The following is a 25,476-nucleotide window of genomic DNA, read 5'->3' as shown; positions in this document are numbered from 1 at the left end:
TGTTGGGCGTTCAGCAAGTTAAAAACAAGAGCCCTGCCCCTTCAATCACATGAGCACATTGTTATGCAGGCACTCGATATTCGACCCTGTCACCTGGACGCCAAGGCCGAGGCCTTGCGCGTCGAGGTCCGCCGCTTTCTTGCCCAGGCCCTCAAAGACCTTCCCGCCGCCGAGCGGGCCAAAAACTGGAACGGGGCCGACAGCGCCTTCAGCCGCCAGCTCGGCGAGCGCGGCTGGCTGGGCATGACCTGGCCCAAGCGCTACGGCGGCCATGAGCGCAGTGCGCTGGAGCGCTATGTGGTGCTGGAAGAGCTGCTGGCGGCCGGCGCCCCGGTCAACGCCCACTGGATTGCCGAGCGTCAGTCGGGCCCGTTGCTGATGAAGTTTTCCCCTGAGGTGCTCGCCCCGCGCCTGCTGCCGGCCATTGCCCGGGGTGAGCTGCTGTTCTGCATCGGCATGAGCGAACCGGATGTCGGCTCCGACCTCGCCTCGGTGCGCACCCGTGCGGTGAAGACCGAGGGCGGCTGGGTCGTCAACGGCAGCAAGGTGTGGACCACCGGCGCCCAGCGCTGCGACTACATGGTCACCCTGCTGCGTACCGGGCCCAAGGAGCCCGGCAATCGTCATGGCGGCCTGTCGCAATTGCTGATCGACCTGAAAGCCCCCGGCGTCACCGTGCGCCCGATCCACAACATGCTTGGCGAGCATGATTTCAACGAGGTGTTCCTGGAGGATGTCTTCGTTGCCGACGATTTTCTCATCGGCCAGCCCGGCGATGGCTGGAAGCAGGTCGGCGCTGAGCTGGCCCTGGAACGCAGCGGCCCGGAACGCTACCTCAGCTGCACCCAGCTGTACCTGGAAATGCTCGACGCCGCCGACGCCGGCAACCCGCACCATACCGTGAGCCTGGGCCGCGTGGCAGCGCGCTATGCCGCCTTGCGGCAAATGTCGCTGGGGGTCGCCGGGATGCTTGCCCGGGGCGAGAACCCGGCAACCCCGGCGGCGCTGGTCAAGGACCAGGGCGCGCTGCTCGAACAGGCCATGCCCGACCTTGCCCACACACTGTTCGGCGATACGCGCACGCCCGGCTCCCGACTCGACCAGGTAATGCGCTACCTGACCCAGACTGCCCCGTCGTTTTCCCTGCGCGGCGGCACACGCGAAATTCTTCGTGGAATCATTGCCAGAGGATTAGGACTGCGATGAACCAGGCACTCCATCACAACGAAGGGCACGACAGCGCGCCTTCGTCACTGCAACGACTGATCGCCGACAGCGTCGAGCGTCTGTTCAACGACCACGTGACACCCCAGGTGCTGTCGCAATTCGATGCCGGTGTGCCGGCTCATGTGCTCTGGCGACAGCTGGTCGAGCACGGCTTGCCCCAGGCCCTGGTGGCACCGGTATCCGACGACAACGCCGCCACCTGGCTCGATGTCAGCCCGGTGCTGCGGGGCGTGGGTTACTGGCAGGCACCGGTGCCGCTGAACGAAACCCTGCTGGCCGGGCTGCTGTTGTCCCGGGCCGGTATCGAGGTGCCCGAGGGTGCCCTGACGGTGCTGCAGGCCGGTGCCGCGACGGAGCTGGAACTGACCGCAGCCGGGGTGCTCAATGGCCGCTGTGCCAATGTGCCGTGGGCGCGCAGTTGCCGCTGGGCGGCAGTGGCCGACGACAATGGGCGTGTTGCCCTGGTGGATCTGCGGCAGGCCCAGGTCAGCGTCGAAGCGGGCAGCAACTTTGCCGGTGAGGAACGCGATGCGCTGCAGTTCAGCGCGGCGCCCGTGGATGCGCTGGGTAGCTTGCAACTGGCCGATGTGCGCCAGCCGGTGTGGGTGTTCGGCGCCCTGGTGCGCGCGTGCATGTTGGTCGGCGCGCTGGAGTCGTGCCTCGACCAGGCGGTGGCGTACGCCAACGAGCGGGTGCAGTTCGGCAAGGCCATCGGCGCCTTCCAGGCCATCCAGCAGCAACTGGCACACATGGCCGGCGCCATCAGCGCGGCCCGTACCGCCACCGAAGTGGCCCTGTACAGCGCCAGCCAGGTCATGCAGGCCGAGCCTGGCAGCACCAGCAGCCTGGCGTTCGATGTGGCCGTGGCCAAGGTATGCGCGGGCGAAGCCGCCAGCCTAGCGACCTCGGTGGCGCACCAGGTGCATGGTGCCATTGGCTTTACCCAGGAGCACCGCCTCCACTTCGCGACCCGCCGCTTGTGGTCGTGGCGCGATGAATTCGGCAGCGATGCGCACTGGGCCCAGGTACTGGGCCAGGCGGCGATTGCGGCGGGCAGCGAAGGGTTCTGGGCGGGGTTGACGGCGCGTACGCTCTGAGCGACAAGGCCGCCCTCTCGCGGGGCAAGCCCGCTCCTACCGGGTAGGTAGGAGCGGGCTTGCCCCGCGATGCGATATGCCTGACACCATGGCGACTGCTGCGCAGTCGATCGCAGCCTCGTACCTCGGCAGCGGCTACGGTTGCAAGCCAGACCCGTAGCCGCTGGCGACAGCCTGCGATCGGCCGCGTAGCGGTCGTGATTACGCTTACACAGCATCAGCGGCTACACGGTGCCAAGTTGTTCGCGGATCAATTTCTTGTTGATCTTGCCCACGCTGGTCTTGGGTATCTCGCTCACAAAACGTACCTGGCGGGGTATCGCCCATTTGTTCAGGCGGCCGCTGTCGACGAACTGCTGCAGGTGCCGCGCCAGGTCCGGTTGCTCCATCCGCGCTCCGGCCACGCACACCACCAGCGCCAAGGGTTGTTCGCCCCATTGCGCGTCGGCAATGCCGACGACGGCTACGGCGTCGACATCGCGGTGCTGGCTGATCAGGCTTTCCAGCTCCACCGAGCTGATCCATTCGCCACCGGTCTTGATCACGTCCTTGATCCGGTCGCGAATCTGCACCACGCCACGATCGTTGATGCAGGCCATGTCACCCGTGTGCATCCAGCCACCGGCCCAAAGCTCGGCGCCCTGCTCCGGTGCATTGAGGTAGCCCTGGGTCAGCCAGGGCGCACGTACGACGATTTCGCCCAGGCTTTCGCCGTCATGGGCAACGTCCTTGCCCTGGCCGTCGACGATGCGCAGGTCGACCAGGGGCACCGGCACGCCGGCGTTGATGCGCAGGGGCAGTTGCTGCTCCATGGACAGCGCAAGGTCTTCCGCGCTCAGGCAGGTCAGGCTCAGCAGCGGGCAGCTCTCGGACATGCCGTAGCCACAGTGCACCCGGATGCCCCGGGCATTGGCGCGCGCCGCCAGGCCCTGGGTCAGGGCGCTGCCGCCCAGGAGCATTTTCCAGCCGACCAGGTCGGTGCGCCGGCCTTCCTCGCAGTCGAGCATCATTTGCAGCAGGGTCGGCACGCAGTGGGAGAAGGTCACCTGCTCTTCTCGGAACAGGCGCACCAGCTGGTTAGGCTCGTAGCGGCCGGGGTACACCTGCTTGATCCCCAACGCCGTGGCGACGTAAGGCACGCCCCAGGCATGCACATGGAACATCGGGGTGATCGGCATGTACACATCGCCCGAACGCAGCAACGGCTCCGCTGCGCAGGCGGCGAAGGTGCCCAGTTCGTTGAGGGTGTGCAGCACCAGTTGCCGGTGGGTGAAGTACACCCCTTTGGGGTTGCCGGTGGTGCCGGTGGTGTAGAACAGGGTCGCCAGTGAGTTTTCGTCGAAGTCAGGGAATTCGTACCCGACAGGGGCATCGGCCAGCAACGCCTCGTACTCGCCCAGTACGGGCAGGTCGGCGGTGCAGGTGCCGCCGTCACTCAAGCGGATAAAGCGTTCGACCGTGTTCAGCTCGCCCTTGATCTGCTCCATCAGCGGCAGGAAGTCGTCATGTACCAGCACCAGGCGGTCTTCGGCGTGGTTCATGGTGTAGCGGATCTGTTCCGCCGACAGCCGCACGTTCACGGTGTGCAGCACCGCGCCCAGCATCGGCACGGCAAAGAAGCACTCCAGGGCGCGATGGCTGTCCCAGTCGAGCAAGGCCACGGTGTCGCCGGGCTTGACCCCGGCCTCGGTCAGGACATTGGCCAGGCGCTGGATGCGCTCGTTCAGGGTGGTGTAGGTGTAGCGCAGCTTGTCGGCGTAGACGATTTCCTGGCCGGGCTGGTAGCGCACGCCCGACAGCAGCAGGCGCTTGATCAGTAACGGGTAGCTATAGGCCCCGGGGGCTGGCGGTATGACGCGGGTGTTGATCATGTGCGTGTCCTTCACAGTTGCTCGGCGTCGAGCAGGTACAGGCTGTGGCTGCCGGCCTTGACGCTGGCGCTCAGGGAGTGGATGCGCGGCAACAGACGGGCAAAGTAGAAGCGCGCGGTGCCCAGCTTGCTCTGGTAGTAGGCGCCCTGCTCCTGCTTGGCCAGGGCCACGTCGGCCATTTGTGCCCAGAACCAGGCATACAGGGTGTAGCCCAGCACGTGCAGGTACTCGACGGCCGCCGCGCCGATTTCCCTCGGCTCGCCCTGAGCGCGGTCAAGCACCCAGGCGGTCAATTCGTCCAGGTTGGCCACGGCGGCCAGCAGCGGCGCGCTGAACTCTGCACGCGACGCTGGCAGCCCGGCGGCGTAAGCCTTGATCTGCTCGGACAGCAGCGCATAGGTTCGGCCGCCATCGGCCACCAGCTTGCGCCCCATCAGGTCCAGGGCCTGGATGCCGTTGGTGCCTTCGTAGATCTGGGTGATGCGGCAGTCGCGGATCAACTGCTCCTGGCCCCATTCGCGAATGTAGCCGTGGCCGCCGAACACCTGCTGGCCATGCACGGTGGTTTCCAGGCCCATGTCGGTCAGGAACGCCTTGGCCACGGGTGTCAGCAACGCCACCTGGGCTTCGGCCTGGCGACGCGCCTCGGCGGCTTCGCTGTACTTGGCCAGGTCCAGTTGCTGCGCCACGTAGGTGGAAAACGCTCGCCCGCCTTCGTTCAGCGCCTTCATGGTCAGCAGCATGCGGCGCACGTCCGGGTGCACGATGATCGGGTCGGCCGCCTGCTCGGTCGCTTGCGGGCCGGTGGGCGCGCGGCTCTGCAGGCGCTCGCGGGCATACTCGATGGCGTTCTGGTACGAGCGTTCGCCCAGGGCCAGGCCCTGGATGCCGACGCCCAGGCGCTCGTAGTTCATCATGGTGAACATGGCGTTGAGGCCCTTGTTCAGCTCGCCGACCAGGTAGCCGGTGGCGCCGTCGAAGTTCATCACGCAGGTGGCCGAGGCCTTGATGCCCATCTTGTGTTCGATGGAGCCGCAGCTCACCGCGTTGGCCTCGCCCAGCGCGCCGTCGTCGCCGACCATCACCTTGGGCACCAGGAACAGTGAGATGCCCTTGGCCCCGGCGGGCGCATCGGGCAGCTTGGCCAGCACCAGGTGAATGATGTTCTCGCTCAGGTCCTGCTCGCCGCCGGTGATGAAGATCTTCGTGCCGCTGACCCGGTAGCTGCCATCGGCCTGGGGTTCGGCGCGGGTACGGATCAGCCCCAGGTCGGTGCCGGCGTGTGGCTCGGTCAGGCACATGGAGCCGGTCCAGCGCCCTTCGTACATGGCCGGCAGGTAGCGGGCCTTGAGCGCTTCACTGGCATGGTTGAGCAGCGACAGGCAGGCGCCCGCAGTGAGCATCGGGTACAGGGCAAACGACAGGTTCGCGGCGTTGAGCATCTCTTCGACCTGGGCGCCGATCACCTTGGGCATGCCCATGCCGCCGAATTCCGGCGCGCCGGCCACACCCACCCAGCCATCGGCGGCGTAGGTACGGTAGGCCTGGACAAAACCGTCGGGGGTAGTCACCTGCCCGGCGTCGAAGCGGCAGCCCTGCTCATCGCCACTGCGGTTGAGCGGCGCCACCACCTGGGCAATGACCTTGCCCGCCTGCTCCAGCACCGCCCGGGCGGTGTCGGCATCTATCTGCTCGGCCAGGGCCGGCATCTGCGCCCACTGGGACGGGATGTCGAAAACTTCGTTGAACAGAAATTCCATGTCGCGCAAAGGTGGACGGTAATCAGACATGTTGCGAACACTCGACTGCTTTAGTGGTTAGAGGCTGCCCCTTGGCAGGTGCGGGGCTTGCGGCAGTGGCCCGGGCCTTGTGGTCGGGCAAGAGGAAATACGACAGCGCCGGGATCAGGATCAGCGCGCCGAGCATGTTCCACAGGAACATGAAGGTCAGCAGGATGCCCATGTCGGCCTGGAACTTGATCGGCGACCAGGCCCAGCCCACCACACCGGCGGCCAGGGTGATACCGACCAGGCCCACGACCCGGCCGGTGAAGGCCACGGCGTTTTCATAGGCCTGGGACAGCGACATGCCCTTGCGCTGGTAATGCAGCTGCACACTGAGCAGGTACAAGGCGTAGTCCACGCCAATGCCCACGCCCAGGGCGATCACCGGCAAGGTGGCGACTTTCACGCCGATGCCCATCATCACCATCAGCGCTTCACACAGCACCGAGGTGAGCATCAGTGGCAGTACCGCCACCAGGGTGGCGCGCCAGCTGCGGAAGGTGATCAGGCAGAACACCGTGACGGCCAGGTACACCAGCAACAGCATGGTGCGGTTGGCCTCGTGCACCACGATGTTGGTGGCGGCCTCGATACCGGCGCTGCCGGCGGCCAGCAGGAATTGACGGTCGTCGCTGCTGTTGGCCTGGGCGAAGCGCTCGGCAATGGCCACCACTTCATTGAGGGTGTCGGCCTTGTGGTCCTTGAGGTAGGCGATCACCGGCATCAGCGAGCAATCGTTGTTGAACAGCTCCGGGGCATTGACCGAGGCCTGCTGCGCCGCGTAGTTGAGCACGTCCTGGTTGCGCTGGATGCTGTTGAGCTTGGGGTTGCCCTCGTAGGTGCCGGCGGTGATCTGGCGCACCGCGTTGGTCAGCGACAGGGTGGTCTGCACCCCCGGGTACTGTTGCAGCTCCCAGGCCAGGCGGTCGGCCAGTACCAGGGTCTGGTAGCGCAGGCAGCCTTCGGGGGCGGTCTTGATCATCACCGCGAAGGTGTCGCTGGACAGCGCGTAGTGCCCGGTGATGTAGGCGTTGTCGCGGTTGTAGCGCGAGTCGGCATGCAGCTCGGGGGCGCCGCTGTCGAGGTCGCCGATCTTCAGTTGCAGGCTGACCCAGAAGCCCCCTGCCCCCATCAGCGCGGCGATCACCACGGCGGCGGTGGCCCATTTGCGTGTGGTAAAGCGGTCGAGCAGGTCCCAGAGCTTGCCGAAGCCGCGATGGTCGGCCGCCCGCGAGTCGATGCGCAGCGCCCGCTCGGCCGCCTTGCGACCGACACCGATGTACGACAGCGCCACCGGCATCAGCAGCAGCGAGGTAAAGATCAGCACCGCGACGCCGATGCTGGCGGTCACGGCCAGGTCCTGGATCACCGGGATGTCGATCAGCATCAGCACGGCAAAGCCCACGGCGTCGGCCAGCAGCGCCGTGACACCGGCCACGAACAGGCGGCGGAAGGTGTAGCGCGCGGCGATCTGGCGGTGGGTGCCACGGCCGATGTCCTGCATGATGCCGTTCATTTTCTGCGCGGCGTGGGACACGCCAATGGCGAAGATCAGGAACGGCACCAGGATCGAATACGGGTCAATGGCATACCCCAGCCAGGCGACGATGCCCAACTGCCACACCACGGCGGTCAGCGAGCACACCACCACCAGCAAGGTGCTGCGCACGCAGCGGGTATAGAGGTAGATGATCACCAGGGTGGTCACCACGGCCAGGGCGAAGAACAGCATGACCTGGATCAGCCCGTCGATCAGGTCGCCCATCAGCTTGGCAAAGCCGATCACATGGATCTTGTAGTGGCCCTCGCCGTTTTCGGCACCGATGGCTTCGTACTGGCTGCGCAGCTGTTCAAGCTTTTGCGAAAACGCGTGGTAGTCGATGCCGCGGCCGGTGGCCGAGTCGCGGTCGAACAGCGGCACGATGAGCATGCTCGACTTGAAATCGCGGGCCACCAGGCTGCCGACAATGTTGGCGCGCTCGATGTTCTGGCGCAGTTGCTGGATATCCTCGGGCGAGCCCTGGTAGCTGTCGGGCATCACCGGCCCGCCCTGGAAGCCCTCTTCGGTGACTTCGGTCCAGCGCACCGCCGGGCTCCACAGCGACTTCATCCAGGCGCGGTCCACGCCCTGGGCGAGGAACAGCTCGTCGTTGATATGGCGCAGGGTCTGCAGGTAAGCCGGGTCGAAAATATCGCCCTGGGTGTTCTCCACCACGATGCGCAGCGAGTTGCCCAGGCCGCGCAGCGACTCACGGTTGTTCAGGTAGTTCTGAATATAGGGATGACTCTGGGGAATCATCTTCTCGAAGCTTGGGCGCAACTCCAGGCGCGTCAGGGCCATGAAGCCCAGCACCAGGGTAACCAGCAGCATGCACACCACGAACGGCAGCCGATGGTTGAACACCAGGCGTTCGAGCAGGTTGCCGGAGCGTGCATCGAAGTCGCTGAGGTTGCGGATCACCGGCAGGGTGTCTTGTTGGATGTTGGCCATCAGGTTGTTCTCTTGTTATGGCTGCAGCGTTATTCGTGGGCCAGGGTGCGCACACCACGGTCGCCTACCAGTACCAGGTCGGACGCGGCATCGAAGGTCGCCCCGCTGACCGGGGTACGGGCCGTTTGCGTCACCGGCGTAAAGCTTGCGCCGTCATCACGGCTGACCAGTACGTCACCGGCCTGGCTCGACAGCCACAGTTGCCCGGCACGGTCCAGGCCGGCGGCGGTAATGCTGGTGGACAATCCGGTGGGCACCGCTTGCCACTGCTGACCGCCATCGTTGCTGCGGTACACATGCCCGCGCAGGCCGTAGGCCAGCAGCACGCCCGGTTTGCCAAGCGCGCCAAAGTAGGTGCCGGCGTAAGGAGTGACCAGGCGCTCGAAGTGCTGGCCATCGGCGCCGAGCTTGAGCAGCAGGCCCTGCTCGCCGGTGATGTACAGCGTGTTGTCGACTTCATTCAGGCTGGTCAGGTGCAAGGCTTGCGGGTTGTCGGTGCGATCAAGCCACGGCGTCCAGTGCTGGCCGCCATCGGTGGTGTGCAGCAGCAGGTTGAACACGCCGACGGCAAAGCCGTTGTCGGCATCGCGAAACCACACGTCCAGCAGCGGCTTGTCGGCGCCTTCGGCCACCAGCCGCTCGCCTTCCGCCACCCAGGTTGTCCAGCGTTCGTCAGCCGGCGCGGCCTGGGCCTGGGCGCGGTACCAGGCTACGACCTGCTCGCCCAGCACTCGTCCGTCCAACTGCTTTTGCCAGCTCAGGCCGCCATCGCGGCTGTGCAGGATCACCCCGTCATTGCCCACTGCCCAACCCAGCTCCGGGGTCGGGAACGTGACGGCATTGAGGTCGGCACTGACCGGCACCCGCGCTTGTTGCCAGCGGCTGCCCAGGTCATCGGAATACAGAATGTGCCCGCGCGGTCCTACCGCCACCAGCCGTGCCCCGGCCGTGGTCACATCGCGCAAGGCGCTGTTGCTGGCCAGGGCACTGGGCATGGCCGGCAGGTCCAGCACGTCTACATAAGTGGCTGCCTGGGCCGTGCCGTGCAGGGCCAGCAACGCCACCATCAGCGTGGTCCATCGCTTCAAACAATACATACCCGATCCTCCGGATCGCTCAACCAGGGGCCCGGCGTCGGGTATCGACGCCGGGCCGTTCATGGGCTTAACGAATGCCGGCACCGGCCAGCGACTCGGGCGACCACTGGGTACGCGACAGCGGCTCGATGTAGCGGATGCCGCCATAGGCACCGACCACGCCGTTGAGGTTGTAGGTGCCGCCGATCAGGTCGTAGATCATGAAGGGCGTGGCATCCGGGGTCTGCTTGTCGTAGCTCTGGCTGAGGAAGGCGAACGAGCCGCGGTACAGTTGATCACGGGCGTCGTATTGGTCCGATGCCAGAGCGATCCAGCTGTCTTCGTCCAGGTAGAAGCGGCGCTTGTGGTAGATGTGGCGGGCGCCGTCCTTGAGCTTGCCTTCCACCACCCACACCCGGTGTTTCTCCCAGCGCACGAACTGCGGCGCCAGGTGGTTGGGCGTGGTCAGTTGCTTGACGTCGGTGTGGTAGGTGAGCTGGTAGGTGTTGTACGGCACGTACATTTCCTGCTTGCCCACCAGGGTCCAGTCGTAGCGATCCAGCGCGCCGTTGAAGACGAACACGTCATCGTAGGTGCCGGAGCCGGAGGTACCCGGGTTGGGCGTGTCGTAGGCAAGGTTCGGTGCCAGCTTGACCCGGCGCTGCCCTGGCAGGTACTGCCAGGCGCTGCGTGGCTGCACCAGCGGGTTGGCGGCATCGCGCAGCATCATCGCTTCGCCGGCACGGCGGGCAGGCCCGGTGTAGCTCAGCTTCATCTGGTAGTAGGTGTCCTTGGCGCCGATCAGCTTGTTCATGTCCTCGTAGATTGGGTAACTGATGTTGGCCTGGCCGGTGGTAGACAGGGTTGGCCGGCCACTGGCGTCGACGTTCCAGGAGTCGTACTTGGCGGTCATGCTCACGCCCTGGTAGCGCAGCAGGAAGTTCCACATGGCTTCGGCGCCGGTTTGCGGAATCGGGAACGGAATGCCCGGCAGCACGTTGTCGACGGCGGTGCCGCCCTCCTGGCTGCGCGCACCGACGGCGTTCTTGCGGGTGTTGTCCAGCACCGGTTGCGGCAAGGCGACGGTGCGGTGGGTCGGGTAGACGTCGACGCGAAAGCTGGGGTAGCGCTTGAGCAGTTCAAGGGTGGTGGCGGTCAACTGGCCCTTGTACTGGTCGGCATTCTTGCCGTCGATGACCAGCAGCGGCTTTTCGCCGGCAAACGGGTCGGGGCGCATGCTTTCGCCGCTTTTGTAGCTGGCCGGTGGGGTCACCAGGCCGCCCTGGTAGGCCGGAATCGAGCCGTCGGCGTTAGCCGCCTTTTCGGCGCCGATGGCGGTCAGGCTGGTGCCCAGGCGCGCGGCCTGTTCGGTGGAAACGGCCGCCTGGGCGGTATTGAGGGCAGCCAGCGACAGGCACGTGGCCAACAGTGTGTGCACGTAGTTCATGATGATTGGTTTCCTGTTAGGTCTGTGGAAGACGGGCTCAGAATGTGGTCTTAAGGGTCAGATAAAGCGCGCCACGGTCTTCGGTAGTGGCTGCGCCGCCAGAGAAAGACGCGTACCCGCCGCCGTAGCAGGTGTAGTCCTGCTCGCCGTCCAGGGCATTGGGAGTCGTGCCATCGGTCTGGCCGTTGTTGCACGACTGGGTCTTGCCAAAGCCGTCGACGTACTTGAGGTCGACAAAATACTGGTTGAACACCGCGGCGCTGACGCCCACGGCGTAGTTGCCGGTGTCCTCGGCGCCGCCGCCCTGCACGGGTGACACACCGTCCAGGCCCACGTTGATCGACAGCGGCATGCTCATGTCGACGCCGGGTACCACCTGGTACCAGGTCGGGGTGAAGTTGACGGCGATGCCCCAGTTGTCACGGGTGGGCTTGTCGATGCCGCGGTAGCTGCTCTTGCCCTTGTACAAGGCCTCGTTGTGGCCATCGAGCTTGAGCAGGTTGCTGTAGAACAGCTCGCCCAGCAGGGTGGCGCTGTCGAACACCGGCGTATCGCCGATGGTCATCAGGCCGTTGAGGGTCCAGTGCAGGGTCTGGCCCGTGGCGCCCATGCCGTCGCCGTCCTCGGGCACGTCGTAGACCACGCCACTGCTGGCCAGGCGCGGCGGCAACAGGCCGAAACCGCCGCCCAGGCCGCCGGTACCCGGTGCACTGACAATCGCCGGAATGCTCGCCAGCGGCATGTTATGGCGGATGTTCAGGTCGCTGCCGACGCTGACGCCGGCCACGTCCTTGGACAGGCTCAGGCCATACACGTCGATGTTGTCGGCGTAGGCGAACTGATAGGTCGGGGTTTGCAGCGAGTTGTAGAGGTTGCCGACCGCGCCCTGGAAGCTGGCGGGCGGCGCGCCGAACGGGCCGCGCGATACCGTCAGGCCGCGGGCGTCGAGCCAGGCCTGGGGGAGGATTTCGGAGGTCTTGCGGTAGTAGAAGCCCAGGGTTCCGCCCAGCCACTCGGGCGACCACTTGGCCATTACGCCCCAGTCGCCGCGCTTGTCCGGGGTCAGGTCATGGCCACGGCGAATGGTGGTCAATGCCCCTCGCACCGGGATCAGCCCGGGGGTACCGGTATGGCCGAGGAGGAAGCTCTGGGCGCCCTCGCCCACCAGGTCCGAGCCGCCATAGTAGGTGCCGGCTTCAGGCAAGCGGGCTGCGTCCCAGTCCAGGAAGTACTGGGCGCCGACGGTCAGTTCCGAGTTCACCAGGAACGAGGTGGACAGCTGATTGCGCGGTACGAACAACTCTTTGGCTTCGGTGCCGGGCGAGGCCGCGAGCTTGGCCAGGTCCAGGCCCGACTGGCCATAGCTGAGCGAGTGCACCGGGTTGAGCAGGGTCTCACCCCAGAACAGGTTGTGCTGGCCCAGCTTGCCGCTCAGTTGCGAGTTCTCGCCGATGTCGGTGCGCATGAACACGAATGCATCGAGCACTTCGCCGGACGGGCCGCTGTAGTAGCGCTGGGCGTAGTTGCTCAGGTGCGGGCTGCCCAGTGGCGTGCCGGTGCCTGGCAGGCCATTGAGGCTCGGGTTGATGCCGGAGGTGTCACCGTTGCCGTTGACGAACGGGTTGGAATTGGAGCCGGTGTTGTCATAGGCCTTGTCGTACCAACTGGCGGCACTGACACGAAAGCCCATATTGCCCTGGTAGATCACGTCCAGCTCGGTGAGCAGGTCTACCCGGTTGGTGATGTTGGTACCGGCCTTGCGAAAGTTGTAGTCGCCATCGTTGTTGTTCGGCGTGGCGAGCATGCGCTTGTCGGCGCTTTCAGTGCGAACGCCGTAGTTGTACTTGACGGTGTTGTCCAGGCGCACGGCCCAGTCTTCACTGCCGGTATCGACTTCAAACGCCTGGGCACCTGGCAGTGCGAGCAGGCTGATGGCGCAGGCCAGCAGACAGCGCTGTGGCTTCACAGCACGGTGGGTGCGATGTTTTGACATTGCGATGACTCCACATATTGTTATTGTTTTTTTGCTACACCCGTCGTGTGCGGGTGTTAGTCGAGCATCCGTGCGGTAAGGCCGGCGTTAGCGGTCGAGCATGTGAATCAGGGCTTCGGCCTTGGGCCAGGGACCGAACCCCGCGGCAGGATTGAGATGACCGACTTCGCCCAGCTCCAGTAGCTGGCTGCCCCAGCCACGGGCCATGGCGCTGGCGGCTTCAAGACTTGCCAGGTGATCGTTGCTGCTGGCGGCGACAATGCTCGGGAACGGCAGCGGCGTCATCGGCAGCGGGCTCCAGCCATTGGCGCGCAGGCTGTCGGGGCTTGGGTAGTGGGCGGGCCACTGCGCCTCGAGGTCCGGCGGTGCCGCCAGCAGTGCGCCCTTGATCGGTCGCTGATAACGCGCGGCCCAATGGGCGACCATCAGTACACCGGCGCTGTGCGCGACCAACAGTACATCGCCCTCGATCTGTTCGATTTCGTGCTGGATCGCTTCGACCCGTGCTGTGCAGTCGAGGCCGTTGACCTGCAGCGGTGGCACTGAGCGGACTTTGGCCAGGCGCGCCTGGAGCAGGGTCTGCCAGTGTTCGGCAACATGATCACGCAGGCCGGGAACGATCAGGACAGTAGCGGCGGTATGCAGTTTTTCCACGTCGACACCTATGCTTCAGGACAGTCCGCTCGCGAGTGAGGTCGAGCGTTTGTGAGGCCACAGTAATCACCCCTCCTGCGGGAAGCTTCACATTGCGCGTCAGTGACTTTTCATTTGGTGACAAGGGTCAGAGCAGGCGACCGAACCGCCAGGGCACACGTCATTTTGGCCGTACCACGGGGCAGAAAATGACTTTTCATTTCACGACACACCAGCTATAAAAAGGTTCTTCATGGGTTGTCGGGGAAGTTTGGATTGAGCGGTGGCTGTGGTGGCTGTGGTGGTGGCTGTGGCTGTGGCTGTGGCTGTGGCAGCGGGGAGCTTATCCATTTTGTGTGGTGACGCCACTGGCCCCTTCCGCCCTTACGGCGGCTTACTTTTTTTCAGTCGAAAAAAAAAGTAAGCCAAAAAATTCTTGCCCCACCAGGGGCCCTGCGCTTCGCTCCGGGTCCCCTCGCTACGGTGTCGCTACGGGGCATTGCGAGCTACGACTTGCTTCGCCAAGTCTACGCTTCGCAACTTCGGCCACGGCCGAAGGCGCTTCGCGCTAGCCCCTACACGACACCTACGCTCGGCCCTTCTGGTAACGGGGCGGGTGGATCAAGATCAAGAGCACAATTCGCTGCGCTCTTGCTTTTGGACCCCGGTGGGTCAGTAAACACAGCTTTTGCTTTTGCTTTTGCTTTTGCTTTTGCTTTTGCTTTTGCTTTTTTGCTTTTGATCTTGCTTTTGATCTACCTGCCCCGTTAACCAGAAGGGCCGAGCGGAGGTGTCGTGGAGGGGTGAGTGCGAAGCACCTTCGGCGTTAGCCGAAGTCGCGAGACGTAGAGTTGCTTGCAACTCGTAGGCCGCGATACCCCGTAGCGACACCGGAGTGAGGGGACCCGGAGCGGAGCGTAGGGCCCCTGGTGGGGCGAGAATTTTTTGCTTACTTTTTTTTTCGACTGAAAAAAAGTAAGGCGCCGTAAGGGCGCAAAGGTGACTCGGCGCCGCCTTGGCAAATGGATAAGCCCCCAGCGCTCAAAGCCACAAGCCAGAAAGCCACAAGCCACAAGCCACAAGCCACAAGCCACAAGCCACAAGCCACAAGCCACAAGCCACAAAGAACATCAAAACCCGTAAATCCGAGAAGAACAAAAGTAATCCGCCGCACCAGCGGGTCACCTGATGAGACTACGTGGAAAACAATAAAATGACCGCCCTCGTACGTGCTGCAAGCTTGACCAACTACCTCGAAGTATCCCGTCACCTGGGGCTCAACCCCCATGCCCTGCTGGCCCATGTAGGCCTGAGCGCCGCACTCCTGGACGACCCCAACCAGCGCCTGCCGGTGGCCAGCGTAATTACCCTGCTGGAAGAATCGGCCCAGGCCAGTGGCTGCGAGACCTTCGGCCTGCGCATGGCCGAGCTGCGCCAACTGTCGGACTTCGGTGAAATCAGCCTGTTGCTCAGCCACCAGCGCACCCTGCGCGATGCGCTTCAAGTCATCGTCCAGTACCGCCATTTACTCAACGACGCCCTGGCCATTCATATAGAAGAAGCCGGCAAGACCGTAATCATTCGCGAAGAGGTGGTCAGCGACCTGCCTCACCGGGGGCGCCAGTCCATCGAACTGGCCATCGGCGTGATGCTGCGCCTGTGCGCTGCCCTGCTGGGGGCCCACTGGCATCCGATCAGCGCCAACTTCACCCATACCGCCCCGGCCGACTTGTCGATTCACCGGCGCATCTTTGGCTGCAAGCTGGTGTTTGGCAGTGAGTTCAACGGCATCGTCTGCCCGGCGGCCGACCTCGACACCGCCAACCCACTGGCCAACCAGGCCATGGCACGGCTGGCGCAGCGCTACCTGGACACCCTGCAGGCTGGCGGCAAGCTGTCGCTGGAACTGGAGATGCGCAAGACCATCTACCTGCTGCTGCCCATGGGCCGCGCCACCATCGAACAGGTGGCCCAGACCCAGGGCATGAATGTGCGCACCTTGCAACGGCGCCTGGAGGAAATTGGCGTGACCTTCAGCGACCTGGTCAACGGCGTGCGCCGCGACCTGGTGATCCGTTACCTGGAGAACCCCAACTATTCACTGGGGCGCATTGCCGACATGCTCGGCTATTCGATGCCCAGTTCCTTCACCCGCTGGTTCATCGCCCAGTTCGGCATGCCGCCGGCCAGCTGGCGGGCCCAGCACGGCGTGCAGATGCGCTAATTGCGTTCACAACCCCTAGTAGTCGTAGCGGTCTACGGCGCGACGCCGTTCGTTGTCATCACGCATGTCGTAGTTGGCGGTGGTCTGGATGTTGGTGTGGTGGGCCAGCTTCTGGGCAATCGACAGGTCATGCTCCTCGATCACCCGGGTGATGAAGGAGCGGCGAAAGTCGTGGGGCATGATCTTGACGCCCACCTGGGTGCCACGCTGGCGGGCAATGTAGTAGATCGCATGCTTGGTGATGCGCTCGCGGGTGATGTGGCTGCCGCGGCGAATCCGGTTGAACAGGAAGTCGTCGTCGGCTTGGCCTTCTGGCAGGTGCTCGCGACGAAAGGCCAGCCAGGCATTGAGCTTGTCGAAAGCCCAGGTGGGGGCGTACTTGATCAGTTGCTTGTTGCCCTTGCCGAGCACCTGCAGGCTGCGCTCGTTGAAATCGACCTGGGCCAGGCTCAGGTTGACCGACTCGGACTTGCGCATGCCGGTGCCATAGAGCAAGGCGATCACGGCGGCATCGCGCAATCCCTGCGGCCGGGGATCGGCGGCGCAGGCATCCATCAGTTCGCGGATCAGGCTGCGCTTGAGGTTGCGCCCGGTGGGCAGGCGTGTGCCCTGGGTCGGCTTGACCGTGCGAATGCGCAGCAACTGTTCCTGGTCGATCAGGCCCAGTCGCCAGGCTTCGTTCATCACCCCGCGCACGGCGTTGACATACAGCGACGAGGTGTTGGGGGCATAGCCGTCGGCGCGCAAGGCCGCCACCAGGGCGGTGACATGACCCGGTTCGAGTTGGTGCCAGGGCACCTCGGCGATGTCGCAATCCTCGAAGCCCAGCCGGTCGGCGGCATCCTGGAGGATGTACTTCATGGTCAGCTGGCTGGAAGGCGCCAGGCGGGCGAGGTATTGCAGCAAGGGGTTGTGCAGTGAATCGGACAAACCGGACATCCTGTAGCGCTGAGTCAAAATGACTGCATAAGGTCATTTTGACTCGAATCAACCAGGGTCAATATGACCCACATCATGACCAGGCCCTTGATAGGCAAGCGGTTTATACCTGGCACGTTTCGTGATGGTACCTCATCAGTCCTACCGGAATCGAATGAGGGCAAAATCATGGCCACCCTGTTCAGTCACCCCCGTCACCTGTTGCTGCTGTCTAGCTACCTGCTGTTGGGCGGGCTTGCCCTGTTGACCGTTGGTCTGTTGCTTGCCTACGGCTTGCAGGCGCGTCTGACTATCGCCACTCAGGTACTGGGCCACAGCCTGGTGATCCTCGGCCCGACCCTGCTCAAAGTGGGTTACGTGCTGCGCCTGGTGGCTCACCATCAACTGCACAAGGAGTGCGCCCATGCGTTGGCTTGAACAATTGCCACTCTGGCGACTGGGCTTTCGCCCGTTCTTTCTGGCTGGCAGCGCTTTTGCCTTGCTGGCCATCCTGCTCTGGGCCCTGTGGCTGGCGGGCGCGATTCGTCTTGAACCCACGGGCGGCATGCTCGCCTGGCATCGGCATGAAATGCTGTTCGGCTTTGGCGCGGCGATCATTGCCGGTTTCCTGCTGACGGCGGTGCAGAACTGGAGCGGCCTGCCAGGGCTCAAGGGCCGGCCGCTGCTGGCGCTGGTGCTGCTGTGGTTGCTGGGCCGCCTGGCGTGGTTCAGCCCCCTGCCCCTGCCCGCCCTGGTGGTCGTGCAGGCGGCGTTTCTGCCGCTGGTGGCGCTGGCACTGGCCAGGCCGATCATCCGCCGCAAGCTGCGCAACAATTACCCGATTGTCGTCATGGTGCTGCTGCTTGCCGGTTGCCAGTGGCTCGCCCTGGCGGGGCTGGTGAAGGGCGATGAGGCGCTGCAGCGGCGCGGTGCGCTGGCGGCGCTGTGGTTGATCGGGGCGTTGATGACCGTGCTGGGCGGGCGGGTCATTCCGTTTTTCACCCAGCGCGGGCTCGGCCTGGCCGCACAGCCGGCGGCCAACCCCTGGCTTGAACGCCTGACACTGGTCAGCAGCCTTGGCGTGGCGGTACTGACGGCAGCCGGGCTGAGTGATGCGCCCTCGCTGCCGATGGCCGGCGTCTTTGTGCTGCTGTGCGTTCTGCATGGGCTGCGGCTGTGGCGCTGGTACACACCGGGGGTACGCAAGGTACCGCTGCTGTGGTCGCTGCACCTGGCCTACTTGTGGTTGCTGCTGGCAAGCCTGGGCATGGCGGCCTGGCACCTGGAGCTGGGCCTGAGCCAGAGCCTGGCCAGCCATGCCCTGAGTGTCGGCGCCATGAGCGCGATGATCGTGGCGATGATGGCGCGGGTGAGCCTGGGCCATACCGGCAGGCCGCTGCAGGTGCCCGGGGCGATTGTGAGCGCCTTTGTCCTGGTGCAACTGGCGGCCATGCTGCGGATCGGCGTGGCGCCCTTCAGTCACTGGGGGCTGAGCCTGTCGGCACTGTGCTGGGTGCTGGCGTTCGCGCTGTTCGTGCGCCATTACGCGCCGATCCTCTGCGCGGCGCGGGTCGATGGCCAGCCGGGTTGAGCCGGTGCGCAGCCGGATGGGCTACAGTTGCCGGAGTCCCTTTTGCGCAGAGGCCCCATGGCATTTCACCGCCTGTCCCGCAGCCACCCACGCCTGAGTCTCGCCGCCCTCGCCGGCGTGCTGGGCGGTTGGCTGATACCGGCGAACGACTGGATCGAACACTTGCTGGTGGGCTGGAACCTCGGGGTGTGGCTTTACCTGCTGCTGATCCTGTGGCTGAGCCTGACCGCCACCCCCGACAAGGTACGCAAGGTCGCCAGCATCGAGGATGAGAACGCCGGCCTGGTGCTGTTTACCGTGAGCATTGCCGCGATAGCGAGCCTGGCGGCGGTCACCCTGCAACTGGTGGCCGGCGCCAAGCTGAACGACGGCCCTACCCTGGCGCACTACGCCTTTACCGGTTTCACCGTGGCCGGTTCCTGGCTGCTGATCGGCACCATCTTCAGCCTGCACTACGCCCACCTGTTTTACACCGCCACCGCGCAGGCGCCGCTGCTGCGTTTCACTGACGGTGAACGCCACCCCGACTACTGGGATTTCCACTACTTCTCCTTCACCTTGAGCGTGGCGGTGCAGACCTCCGATGTGGGGGTTGCCGGGCGCGAGATGCGCCGGGTGGTGTTGGCCCATTCACTGGTAGGCTTTGTGTTCAACACCGCGATACTGGGCTTTACCATCAACATGGCGGCGGCCTTGCTCAACTGACGCCTGACCTTCGAGCGCCTGCATGGCGCACCGGGCGATGCGACGGCAGGCCTGCTCCAGGCGCTCGCTGTCGAGCACCAGGCCCAGGCGCAGGTGCCCGGCCGCGCTGGGCCCAAAGGCATCGCCCGCCAGTACCGACACCCCATGCTCCTCCAGCAGGCGCTCGGCAAACGCCTGGGCGCCCATCCCCGTTTCGCGAATATCGATCATCACGAACATGCCGCCGTCTGGCGTGTGTACCCGCACGCCGGGGCAATCGGCCAGGCTCGCACAGACCCGGTCGCGTCGCTCGCGGTAGGTGTCGCGCATCTGCCGCACCTGGGGCAGGTCCTGCTCCAGCGCCAGCTGGGCCGCATTCTGGATAAAGTCCGGCAGCCCATACAGCATGCACAGCGCAAGGTTGCTCAAGTGTTCGCCCAGCACCTGGGGTCCGATCACCCAACCCACCCGCCAGCCCGACATGGCGTGGGACTTGGAAAGGCTGTTGATGGTCGCCGTGCGTTCGGCCATGCCCGGCAGGCTGGCGGGGCTGAAGTGTTCGCCTTCGTAGAGCAGTTCGCTGTAGACCTCGTCGCTGATCAGCCACAGGTCATGGTCGATGCAGATCTGTGCCAGGCGCTCCCAGGTGGCCCGAGGCAGGCTGGCCCCCGTGGGGTTGTGCGGGCTGTTGAACAACAGCGCGCGGGTGCGCGGCGTAACCCGTGCGGCGACATCGGCCGGGTCTACGCGAAAACCCTGCTCGGGCTTGACCGCCACCGGCACCACCCGGGCACCACAGGCGCCGAACACCGCCTCGTAGGTGACATACATCGGTTCGGCCACAATCACTTCGTCACCCGGATCGAACAGGCACTGCGCCACGCCGTACAGCGCACATTGCGCCCCCGCCAGTACCACCACGTTCTGCGCATCGACCGGCTGGCCGCTGTGGCGGGTCTGGTGGCTGGCGATGGCCTGGCGCAACCCCTGGCTGCCACGCACGTCGGCGTAATGGGTATGACCGGCACGCAGGCTGTCGATGGCCGCCTGGACAATCGGCTGCGGGGTGTCGAAATCCGGGTCGCCAATCGACAGCAGAAAGATCTCGCGCCCCTGGCTTTGCAGCTCGACCGCGCGGTAGTGAATGTTCCAGGCAGCAGCGCCGTCACCGGCGATACGATGGGTGAGCGCGGAATAACGCATGGCGGGTCTCCTTGACTGAACCTGGTGCGCCGATGGACTGAGCGGTTGTCTGGCCGTGTGTTTGGCCGTTGGTCTAAAAGTCTCCCAGGCAAGCATCCCAGCCGACTGCCGGTAAAAGTAGCAGAGCGGCCCAGGCCTACGGGGGGAAACTTTGCCGGCAAACGTTTGCCGTTGCCGAGCGGTGATCCGAGCCTGCTGCACCGTGACCGAGACCTGGTTCAAAGAATCGCAAAACCGTCATTGTCGCGGGCAGACACTGACGTCAGCGGTGCTATGTTTAGGGTTCTCGCAAGGCCCGACGGCCTGCACCACCTCGACCCGATCACCCTGTTGTTCACCCTACAAGGAGGCCGGCATGAACAAGCTTACGTTTCCCAACGCTTGCCAGGTAATGCGCTGGCATTTTCACCCGCTGGGTTTCGAGGCCAGCATGGACGCCCCGCGCAGCATGGTCGCCCGCCTGTTCGACCGTGCCACCGGCGAAACGCTGCTCGCCATCGCCGGCATCCCCTGCGCCACCGTCATGCCGGCAGCCGATGTCGAACGCATCATCGAGGCGGTCGAAGCCGAACTCGATGCCTTCGAGCCTTCCTGCAACCTGCGCGCGGCCGGCTGAGCGATCAACTCACCGCCATTGCTGTGCGCGCACGCTCGACATCGACAATAAAGCGCTCGGCCGGCATGGGCTGGCCGAGCAAATACCCCTGCAATGAGTCGCAACCCAGGCGCGTCAGGAAGTTCTGTTGACGGTCGGTCTCCACACCCTCGGCCACGATCCGCAAGCCCAGGGCCTGCCCCAGCGCGACAATCGCCGAGACAATCGCGGCATCGTCGCTGTCCTGCTCAAGATCACGCACAAAGCCACGGTCGATCTTCAACTCGTTGGCCGGCAAGCGCTTGAGGTACATCAGGCTGGAATAGCCGGTGCCGAAATCGTCGATCGACAGGTCCACGCCCATGTCCGACAGCTGCTGCAACACCGCCATGCTCGCATCGGCATCGCGCATGGCCGTGGTTTCGGTGATTTCCAGGGTCAGGCTGTTGGCCGGCAATTGATGCCGCGCCAACACCCGCGCCACGCTCTCCACCAGCCCGGCATGACAGAACTGAATGGCCGAGAGGTTGACCGCGATGCGCCAGTCGGCATGCCCCTGGTCAATCCAGGCACGCATCTGCCGGCAGGCTTCGTCGAGTACCCATTCGCCGATGGGGATGATCAAGCCAGTCTTCTCTGCCAGCACGATAAAGCGATCCGGCAGCAGCAAGCCATGCTGGGGATGCTCCCAGCGCAGCAGCGCCTCGGCACCGATGGGCTGGCAGTTCTGGGCATCGAACTTGGGTTGGTAATAGAGGCGGAACTGGCCCTGCTCCAACGCCACGCGCAGGTCCTGGAGCAGTTGCAGTTGCAGGCGCGCGTTGCTGTTCATCGACACATCGAAGAAGCTGTAGCCGTTCTTGCCCGCGCTTTTGGCGTGATACATCGCCGCATCGGCATTGCGCAACAGCTCATGTTGGTCTGTGCCGTTACCCGGGTACAGGACAATGCCGATGCTCGCGGAAATCTGCAGGTTCTGCTCGGCCACGCGAAACGCGCGGGAGATCAGGTTGACCTGCTTGGCCGCGACCCCCACGGCGTCGTCGGGCTCCTGCAACTCCACCAGCAACACGAACTCATCGCCACCGATACGGGCCAGGGTGTCCTGGCTGTGCAGGTGACCGCGCAAGCGCAACGCCACTTCCTTGAGCAGCAGGTCGCCCATGTGGTGGCCGAAGGCATCGTTGACCGGCTTGAAGCCGTCCAGGTCGATGAACATCATCGCAAAGTAACCGCCCTGCTCCGCCACCTTGCTGATTGCCTGCTCGATGCGATCGGCCAGCAACGTGCGATTGGGCAATCCGGTCAGGGTGTCGTGCAGGGCCAACTGGGTCAGCTCCTGGTTGGCCAGGGTCAACGACTGCGCCAGCGCCGCCGTGCGCGCCTCCAGGCGCGCATCGAGCACCGAGGTCAGCAACGCCACCGCCAGCACCGACAGGGTGGTGATCAACACCAGGTAATCCAGGCCATCACCGCTCAGGCCGCTGCCCAGCGCACCGCAGAAACTGCCTTCGGGGAAATTCGCCGCCGCCATGCCGGTGTAGTGCATCCCGACAATCGCCACCCCCATCACCACGGCAGCAACACCGCGGATCTGCCGCACATAGAGGGTTTGCTGGCGCAGCCGGAAGGCGATCCACAACGCCGCGGCCGAAGCCCCCACTGCAATCACCAGCGACAACGCAAACAATTGCGGGTCGTAGTCGATACCGGGTTGCATCAGTAACGCGGCCATCCCGGTGTAATGCATGCTGCTGATACCGGTCCCCATCACCAGCGACCCCAGCGCCAATTGCATCCAGGGCAGGCTTGGCTGACTGACCAGCCACAAGGCAAAGCCCGAAGACAGGCCGGCGATGAGCAGCGACAACAAGGTCAGGCCCAGGTCATACCCCAGCTGGATCGGCAAACTGAAAGCGAGCATGCCGATAAAGTGCATCGACCAGATCCCCACCCCCATCGCCAGCGCCCCGCCGGTCATCCACAAATACACCGCACGGCCCTTGGCCGTGGCGATGCGACCGGTGAGGTCGAGTGCGGTATAGGAGGCAAGAATGGCCACGAAGAGGGAAATCAACACCAGCGAAGAAGAGTAACTACCGTTCAGCATAAGGCCTTCCACAACCCTTGAAACCGGGCACTGCGCGGGCCCGGGAAAAAGCCGATGATTGTACTCAAGCTTTGGCGAAACGCACGGGGTTTTCGGTGGTGGGAAGGGAAAGATCAGGGGTGCCAAACGTAGTGGCGTCCTGTGCACAGCAGGGCTGTTACCAACCCTGCAGGAGTCCCTTAAACACCTTCATTCATCTGAGAATTAACGCCATGGTCGATCAGGTTGCAAACTTCATTATTCACACTAACCGAAAAACGCTGTAGGCAAAGCAAGTACGGCATTGATAGTAAACAAGCCAACCACCTCAACTTACCGATTACATTAAGCACAACAACGACCTCCCCCAGGAAGCCGCTCAACGCAAGACGTGGCGCCCCATTTAATGCGCCTACGAAAACATGTAGTACCTTTCTGAACGAAACTTCCTTTTTTACGCCCCTCCGTTGTCTTTGAGAGTCCGGACACCTAGATTCCTCAACCCAAACAACCAAACAGCCCACCACTCAGACAAAGTGCGCCCCCGTGCGCCCGGGTTCTACATGCCTATAAAAAACTTCATTCCCAACGAAAAACTCAATCAAGCGCTCGGACTAAGCGACCTGACAGAAGCCACTCCTACCCCTCACGCCATTTACCTCTTGATGAGCGAGATCGTCAGCGGCTTGAAGTTATTGGGTTGGCCAACGGCACAGCTGGTAACCGGCCCGCGCATCGTGTCCGCGCAAGACAACTACGGCTTGCTGGGGTACAGCCCGGACGAAACAACCTTGGGCAGCGCCCATACGCGGTGGGTCGACGACCGCTCGTTGCTGCGCACCCAGACCACCAGCCAGATCCCACCGGCACTGCAGGCCGCGGCACAGGCCAGGAAGCCGGGTGAAACCCTCATGATCGCCGCCCCGGGCATCACCTTCAGGCGTGATACCCGCGATCGCTGGCACTGTGCCGAACCTCATCAAATGGACATCTGGGTCTTGGGCGATCCTTGCCTGTCATCTCGCTCTGAGCTGCTGCGACTGGTCGGGGATATCGTGAAGATCGCTGTGCCTGATGCGGCCTGGACCCATAGCGATAGCCCGCATCACTACACCGACGGAGGGATCGAGGTGAACCTGATGACTCAAGGGCAGCCCGTCGAAGTCCTTGAGTGTGGCTGCATTGCCACCTCACTCCTCAATCGGCTGAACATCGACTCAAGCACACATGGCGGGCTGGCCCTGGGGATGGGCCTGGACCGACTGACCATGCTTCGCAAGGGCATTCCCGATATTCGCCTGCTGCGTGATGAGCATCCAAGGGTCCGCGCGCAGATGCATGACTTGCTGCCGTGGAAACCGGTTTCACGCTTGCCGTCGATCACGCGGGATATTTCGCTTGCCGTCACACCCGGCCAGACAGAAGAAGCGCTGACAGAGAAGATGCTGCACGCAGCCGCGGACAAGGCCGGCTGGATCGAAGAAATGCAGGTCAAGGGACGCTGGTCGGTGGATGAGCTTCCCAGCCAGGCCATCGAACGCCTGGGGCTGCTGCCGGGCCAGGAGAATGTGCTGCTTCGGGTAGTGTTGCGCGATAGCTCCCGGTCCATTGCAACAGAGGAAGCCAATGCACTGTATGCGCATCTGCAAGCTGCGTTGCACGAAGGGGCTGCCGGGGGTGGCTATCGACTGTGAATGTTCGCCAACCGATGCTGTGCAAGGTCGTGGTGTCCACTGGAACCGTTCATCAGCCCCCGATCTCGCGATGTCGATTCATCCTTCCCGCGAACGACCATCAGTACATTCCCCCACCGGAGCGTACCCATGGACAACTACCGCAACCCACAAGTGGTCTCGCGTAGCGAGTGGCTCGCCGCCCGCCGCCAGCTGCTGCTGCATGAAAAAGCCCTGACCCACCAGCGCGACGAGTTGAGCAAGGCCCGCCGCGCCCTGCCCTGGGTGCGGGTCGAGCAGGATTTCAGTTTTGAAGGCGGGCAAGGCCGCCTGAGCCTGGCCGATCTGTTCGCCGGTCGCAGCCAGTTGCTGGTGTACCACTTCATGTTCGCCGACGGCTGGGACGAAGGCTGCGGCGGCTGCTCGTTCCTGGCCGATCACTTCGACGGCGCCAACCTGCACCTGGCTCATCACGATGTGTCGCTGGTGGCCGTATCCCGTGCGCCTTTCGGCGAGTTCCAGGGCTTCAAGCAACGCATGGGCTGGAAGTTTCCCTGGGTCTCGTCCCATGGCAGCCACTTCAACCAGGCCTTTGGTGTCAGCGTCAGCGACGACGGCAACAGCCAGTACAACTACGAACCCTACTCGGGCGAGGAAACCGAACTGCCAGGCCTGAGCGTGTTCTATCGCGATGCCGACGGCACAATTTTCCATACTTATTCCAGCTACGCCCGCGGCCTGGATATCCTGGTGGGCGCCTACAATTTCCTCGACCTGATGCCCAAGGGCCGCAACGAAGAAGGCACCATGGACTGGGTCCGTCATCACGACCGCTATGAAGGGGCAAGCGACACCTCCCATTGCTGCCACGACTGACGCT

At 64.0% G+C, this 25,476-nt stretch carries 19 protein-coding genes; 9 read left to right on the top strand and 10 right to left on the bottom strand.

Features of this window, described 5'->3' with window-relative positions; translation table 11 throughout:
• The first annotated feature begins 63 nt into the window (after positions 1 to 63).
• Positions 64 to 1,206 (top strand): acyl-CoA dehydrogenase family protein, encoded by a 1,143-nt coding sequence (locus tag U9R80_RS13090; RefSeq protein ID WP_301837925.1) that lies wholly within the window; start codon positions 64 to 66, stop codon positions 1,204 to 1,206.
• Complete coding sequence (locus U9R80_RS13085; protein ID WP_301837926.1) at positions 1,203 to 2,324, top strand: acyl-CoA dehydrogenase family protein; 1,122 nt, start codon at positions 1,203 to 1,205, stop codon at positions 2,322 to 2,324. The genes U9R80_RS13090 and U9R80_RS13085 overlap by 4 nt, the downstream gene beginning before the upstream one ends.
• A 224-nt stretch (positions 2,325 to 2,548) precedes the next feature.
• On the opposite strand, the gene U9R80_RS13080 is transcribed toward U9R80_RS13085, so the two are convergent.
• From U9R80_RS13080 to U9R80_RS13050, 7 genes are all read right to left on the bottom strand, one after another.
• Positions 2,549 to 4,195: a fatty acid--CoA ligase gene (locus tag U9R80_RS13080; protein ID WP_301837927.1), complete on the bottom strand. Its 1,647-nt coding sequence runs from the start codon at positions 4,193 to 4,195 to the stop codon at positions 2,549 to 2,551.
• Positions 4,196 to 4,206: 11 nt separating this feature from the next.
• Positions 4,207 to 5,985, bottom strand: coding sequence for an acyl-CoA dehydrogenase C-terminal domain-containing protein (locus U9R80_RS13075; RefSeq protein WP_301837928.1), 1,779 nt, complete (start codon positions 5,983 to 5,985; stop codon positions 4,207 to 4,209).
• Positions 5,978 to 8,470: an efflux RND transporter permease subunit gene (locus tag U9R80_RS13070; RefSeq protein ID WP_324805111.1), complete on the bottom strand. Its 2,493-nt coding sequence runs from the start codon at positions 8,468 to 8,470 to the stop codon at positions 5,978 to 5,980. Before U9R80_RS13070 ends, U9R80_RS13075 begins: the two co-directional genes overlap by 8 nt.
• Positions 8,471 to 8,499: 29 nt before the next feature.
• Entirely contained in the window at positions 8,500 to 9,567 is a 1,068-nt protein-coding gene (locus U9R80_RS13065; RefSeq protein ID WP_301837929.1) for a WD40/YVTN/BNR-like repeat-containing protein, read from the bottom strand.
• A gap of 67 nt (positions 9,568 to 9,634) precedes the next feature.
• The gene (locus tag U9R80_RS13060; RefSeq protein WP_301837930.1) at positions 9,635 to 10,993 is read right to left on the bottom strand and encodes a DUF1329 domain-containing protein; all 1,359 of its coding nucleotides are present in this window, start codon (positions 10,991 to 10,993) and stop codon (positions 9,635 to 9,637) included.
• Between the two features lie 37 nt (positions 10,994 to 11,030).
• Positions 11,031 to 12,986 carry a DUF1302 domain-containing protein gene (locus U9R80_RS13055; protein ID WP_301837931.1) on the bottom strand — a complete coding sequence of 652 codons (1,956 nt, stop codon included), beginning with the start codon at positions 12,984 to 12,986 and terminating at the stop codon, positions 11,031 to 11,033.
• Between the two features lie 87 nt (positions 12,987 to 13,073).
• A complete protein-coding gene (locus tag U9R80_RS13050) occupies positions 13,074 to 13,640 on the bottom strand; it encodes an RBBP9/YdeN family alpha/beta hydrolase (RefSeq protein WP_301837932.1) in 567 nt (188 codons plus the stop codon).
• A 1,192-nt stretch (positions 13,641 to 14,832) separates the two neighbouring features.
• On the opposite strand from U9R80_RS13050, the gene U9R80_RS13045 reads away from it, so the two are divergent.
• Positions 14,833 to 15,843 (top strand): AraC family transcriptional regulator, encoded by a 1,011-nt coding sequence (locus tag U9R80_RS13045; protein WP_301837933.1) that lies wholly within the window; start codon positions 14,833 to 14,835, stop codon positions 15,841 to 15,843.
• Positions 15,844 to 15,858: 15 nt separating this feature from the next.
• On the opposite strand, the gene U9R80_RS13040 is transcribed toward U9R80_RS13045, so the two are convergent.
• Positions 15,859 to 16,782: a site-specific integrase gene (locus tag U9R80_RS13040; protein ID WP_442964951.1), complete on the bottom strand. Its 924-nt coding sequence runs from the start codon at positions 16,780 to 16,782 to the stop codon at positions 15,859 to 15,861.
• 168 nt (positions 16,783 to 16,950) lie between these two features.
• Between U9R80_RS13040 and U9R80_RS13035 the strand changes: the two genes are divergently transcribed.
• From U9R80_RS13035 to U9R80_RS13025, 3 genes are read left to right on the top strand one after another with little or no spacing between them, the layout of a single operon-like run.
• The gene (locus U9R80_RS13035; RefSeq protein ID WP_301837934.1) at positions 16,951 to 17,199 is read left to right on the top strand and encodes a transmembrane sensor/regulator PpyR; all 249 of its coding nucleotides are present in this window, start codon (positions 16,951 to 16,953) and stop codon (positions 17,197 to 17,199) included.
• Positions 17,186 to 18,352, top strand: a complete 1,167-nt coding sequence (locus tag U9R80_RS13030; RefSeq protein WP_301837935.1) for an NnrS family protein — start codon at positions 17,186 to 17,188, stop codon at positions 18,350 to 18,352. The genes U9R80_RS13035 and U9R80_RS13030 overlap by 14 nt, the downstream gene beginning before the upstream one ends.
• A gap of 57 nt (positions 18,353 to 18,409) precedes the next feature.
• Entirely contained in the window at positions 18,410 to 19,057 is a 648-nt protein-coding gene (locus U9R80_RS13025) for a DUF1345 domain-containing protein (RefSeq protein ID WP_301837936.1), read from the top strand.
• Here U9R80_RS13025 and U9R80_RS13020 read toward each other — a convergent pair.
• Complete coding sequence (locus tag U9R80_RS13020) at positions 18,983 to 20,239, bottom strand: pyridoxal phosphate-dependent aminotransferase (protein WP_301837938.1); 1,257 nt, start codon at positions 20,237 to 20,239, stop codon at positions 18,983 to 18,985. The genes U9R80_RS13025 and U9R80_RS13020 overlap by 75 nt on opposite strands.
• A gap of 355 nt (positions 20,240 to 20,594) precedes the next feature.
• Here U9R80_RS13020 and U9R80_RS13015 point away from each other — a divergent pair, with 355 nt between their 5' ends.
• Positions 20,595 to 20,855 carry a DUF1652 domain-containing protein gene (locus U9R80_RS13015; RefSeq protein WP_301837939.1) on the top strand — a complete coding sequence of 87 codons (261 nt, stop codon included), beginning with the start codon at positions 20,595 to 20,597 and terminating at the stop codon, positions 20,853 to 20,855.
• 4 nt (positions 20,856 to 20,859) lie between these two features.
• On the opposite strand, the gene U9R80_RS13010 is transcribed toward U9R80_RS13015, so the two are convergent.
• Positions 20,860 to 22,944, bottom strand: coding sequence for a putative bifunctional diguanylate cyclase/phosphodiesterase (locus U9R80_RS13010; RefSeq protein ID WP_301837940.1), 2,085 nt, complete (start codon positions 22,942 to 22,944; stop codon positions 20,860 to 20,862).
• A gap of 542 nt (positions 22,945 to 23,486) precedes the next feature.
• Here U9R80_RS13010 and srmL point away from each other — a divergent pair.
• On the top strand, positions 23,487 to 24,617 hold the full coding sequence (gene srmL, locus U9R80_RS13005) for a PheS-related mystery ligase SrmL (RefSeq protein WP_301837941.1): 1,131 nt from the start codon (positions 23,487 to 23,489) through the stop codon (positions 24,615 to 24,617).
• Between the two features lie 129 nt (positions 24,618 to 24,746).
• Positions 24,747 to 25,472 carry a DUF899 domain-containing protein gene (locus U9R80_RS13000; RefSeq protein ID WP_301837942.1) on the top strand — a complete coding sequence of 242 codons (726 nt, stop codon included), beginning with the start codon at positions 24,747 to 24,749 and terminating at the stop codon, positions 25,470 to 25,472.
• The last annotated feature ends 4 nt before the right edge of the window (positions 25,473 to 25,476 follow it).

It is taken from the genome of Pseudomonas sp. JQ170C (assembly GCF_035581345.1).
In the GTDB taxonomy this organism is placed as follows: domain Bacteria; phylum Pseudomonadota; class Gammaproteobacteria; order Pseudomonadales; family Pseudomonadaceae; genus Aquipseudomonas.
Note: the sequence above shows the minus strand (reverse complement) of the source record. Positions and strands in the feature narration are given on the sequence as shown.

What these genes read in the sequence shown, in the direction of transcription:
- U9R80_RS13060 (WP_301837930.1), bottom strand. Translation starts at nt 10,993, where the DNA reads ATGAACTACGTGCACACACTGTTGGCCACGTGCCTGTCGCTGGCTGCC.
- U9R80_RS13090 (WP_301837925.1), top strand. Translation starts at nt 64, where the DNA reads ATGCAGGCACTCGATATTCGACCCTGTCACCTGGACGCCAAGGCCGAG.
- U9R80_RS13025 (WP_301837936.1), top strand. Translation starts at nt 18,410, where the DNA reads ATGGCATTTCACCGCCTGTCCCGCAGCCACCCACGCCTGAGTCTCGCC.
- srmL (WP_301837941.1), top strand. Translation starts at nt 23,487, where the DNA reads ATGCCTATAAAAAACTTCATTCCCAACGAAAAACTCAATCAAGCGCTC.
- U9R80_RS13085 (WP_301837926.1), top strand. Translation starts at nt 1,203, where the DNA reads ATGAACCAGGCACTCCATCACAACGAAGGGCACGACAGCGCGCCTTCG.
- U9R80_RS13070 (WP_324805111.1), bottom strand. Translation starts at nt 8,470, where the DNA reads ATGGCCAACATCCAACAAGACACCCTGCCGGTGATCCGCAACCTCAGC.
- U9R80_RS13080 (WP_301837927.1), bottom strand. Translation starts at nt 4,195, where the DNA reads ATGATCAACACCCGCGTCATACCGCCAGCCCCCGGGGCCTATAGCTAC.
- U9R80_RS13020 (WP_301837938.1), bottom strand. Translation starts at nt 20,239, where the DNA reads ATGCGTTATTCCGCGCTCACCCATCGTATCGCCGGTGACGGCGCTGCT.
- U9R80_RS13040 (WP_442964951.1), bottom strand. Translation starts at nt 16,782, where the DNA reads ATGTCCGGTTTGTCCGATTCACTGCACAACCCCTTGCTGCAATACCTC.
- U9R80_RS13035 (WP_301837934.1), top strand. Translation starts at nt 16,951, where the DNA reads ATGGCCACCCTGTTCAGTCACCCCCGTCACCTGTTGCTGCTGTCTAGC.
- U9R80_RS13015 (WP_301837939.1), top strand. Translation starts at nt 20,595, where the DNA reads ATGAACAAGCTTACGTTTCCCAACGCTTGCCAGGTAATGCGCTGGCAT.
- U9R80_RS13030 (WP_301837935.1), top strand. Translation starts at nt 17,186, where the DNA reads ATGCGTTGGCTTGAACAATTGCCACTCTGGCGACTGGGCTTTCGCCCG.
- U9R80_RS13065 (WP_301837929.1), bottom strand. Translation starts at nt 9,567, where the DNA reads ATGTATTGTTTGAAGCGATGGACCACGCTGATGGTGGCGTTGCTGGCC.
- U9R80_RS13010 (WP_301837940.1), bottom strand. Translation starts at nt 22,944, where the DNA reads ATGCTGAACGGTAGTTACTCTTCTTCGCTGGTGTTGATTTCCCTCTTC.
- U9R80_RS13045 (WP_301837933.1), top strand. Translation starts at nt 14,833, where the DNA reads ATGACCGCCCTCGTACGTGCTGCAAGCTTGACCAACTACCTCGAAGTA.
- U9R80_RS13075 (WP_301837928.1), bottom strand. Translation starts at nt 5,985, where the DNA reads ATGTCTGATTACCGTCCACCTTTGCGCGACATGGAATTTCTGTTCAAC.
- U9R80_RS13000 (WP_301837942.1), top strand. Translation starts at nt 24,747, where the DNA reads ATGGACAACTACCGCAACCCACAAGTGGTCTCGCGTAGCGAGTGGCTC.
- U9R80_RS13055 (WP_301837931.1), bottom strand. Translation starts at nt 12,986, where the DNA reads ATGTCAAAACATCGCACCCACCGTGCTGTGAAGCCACAGCGCTGTCTG.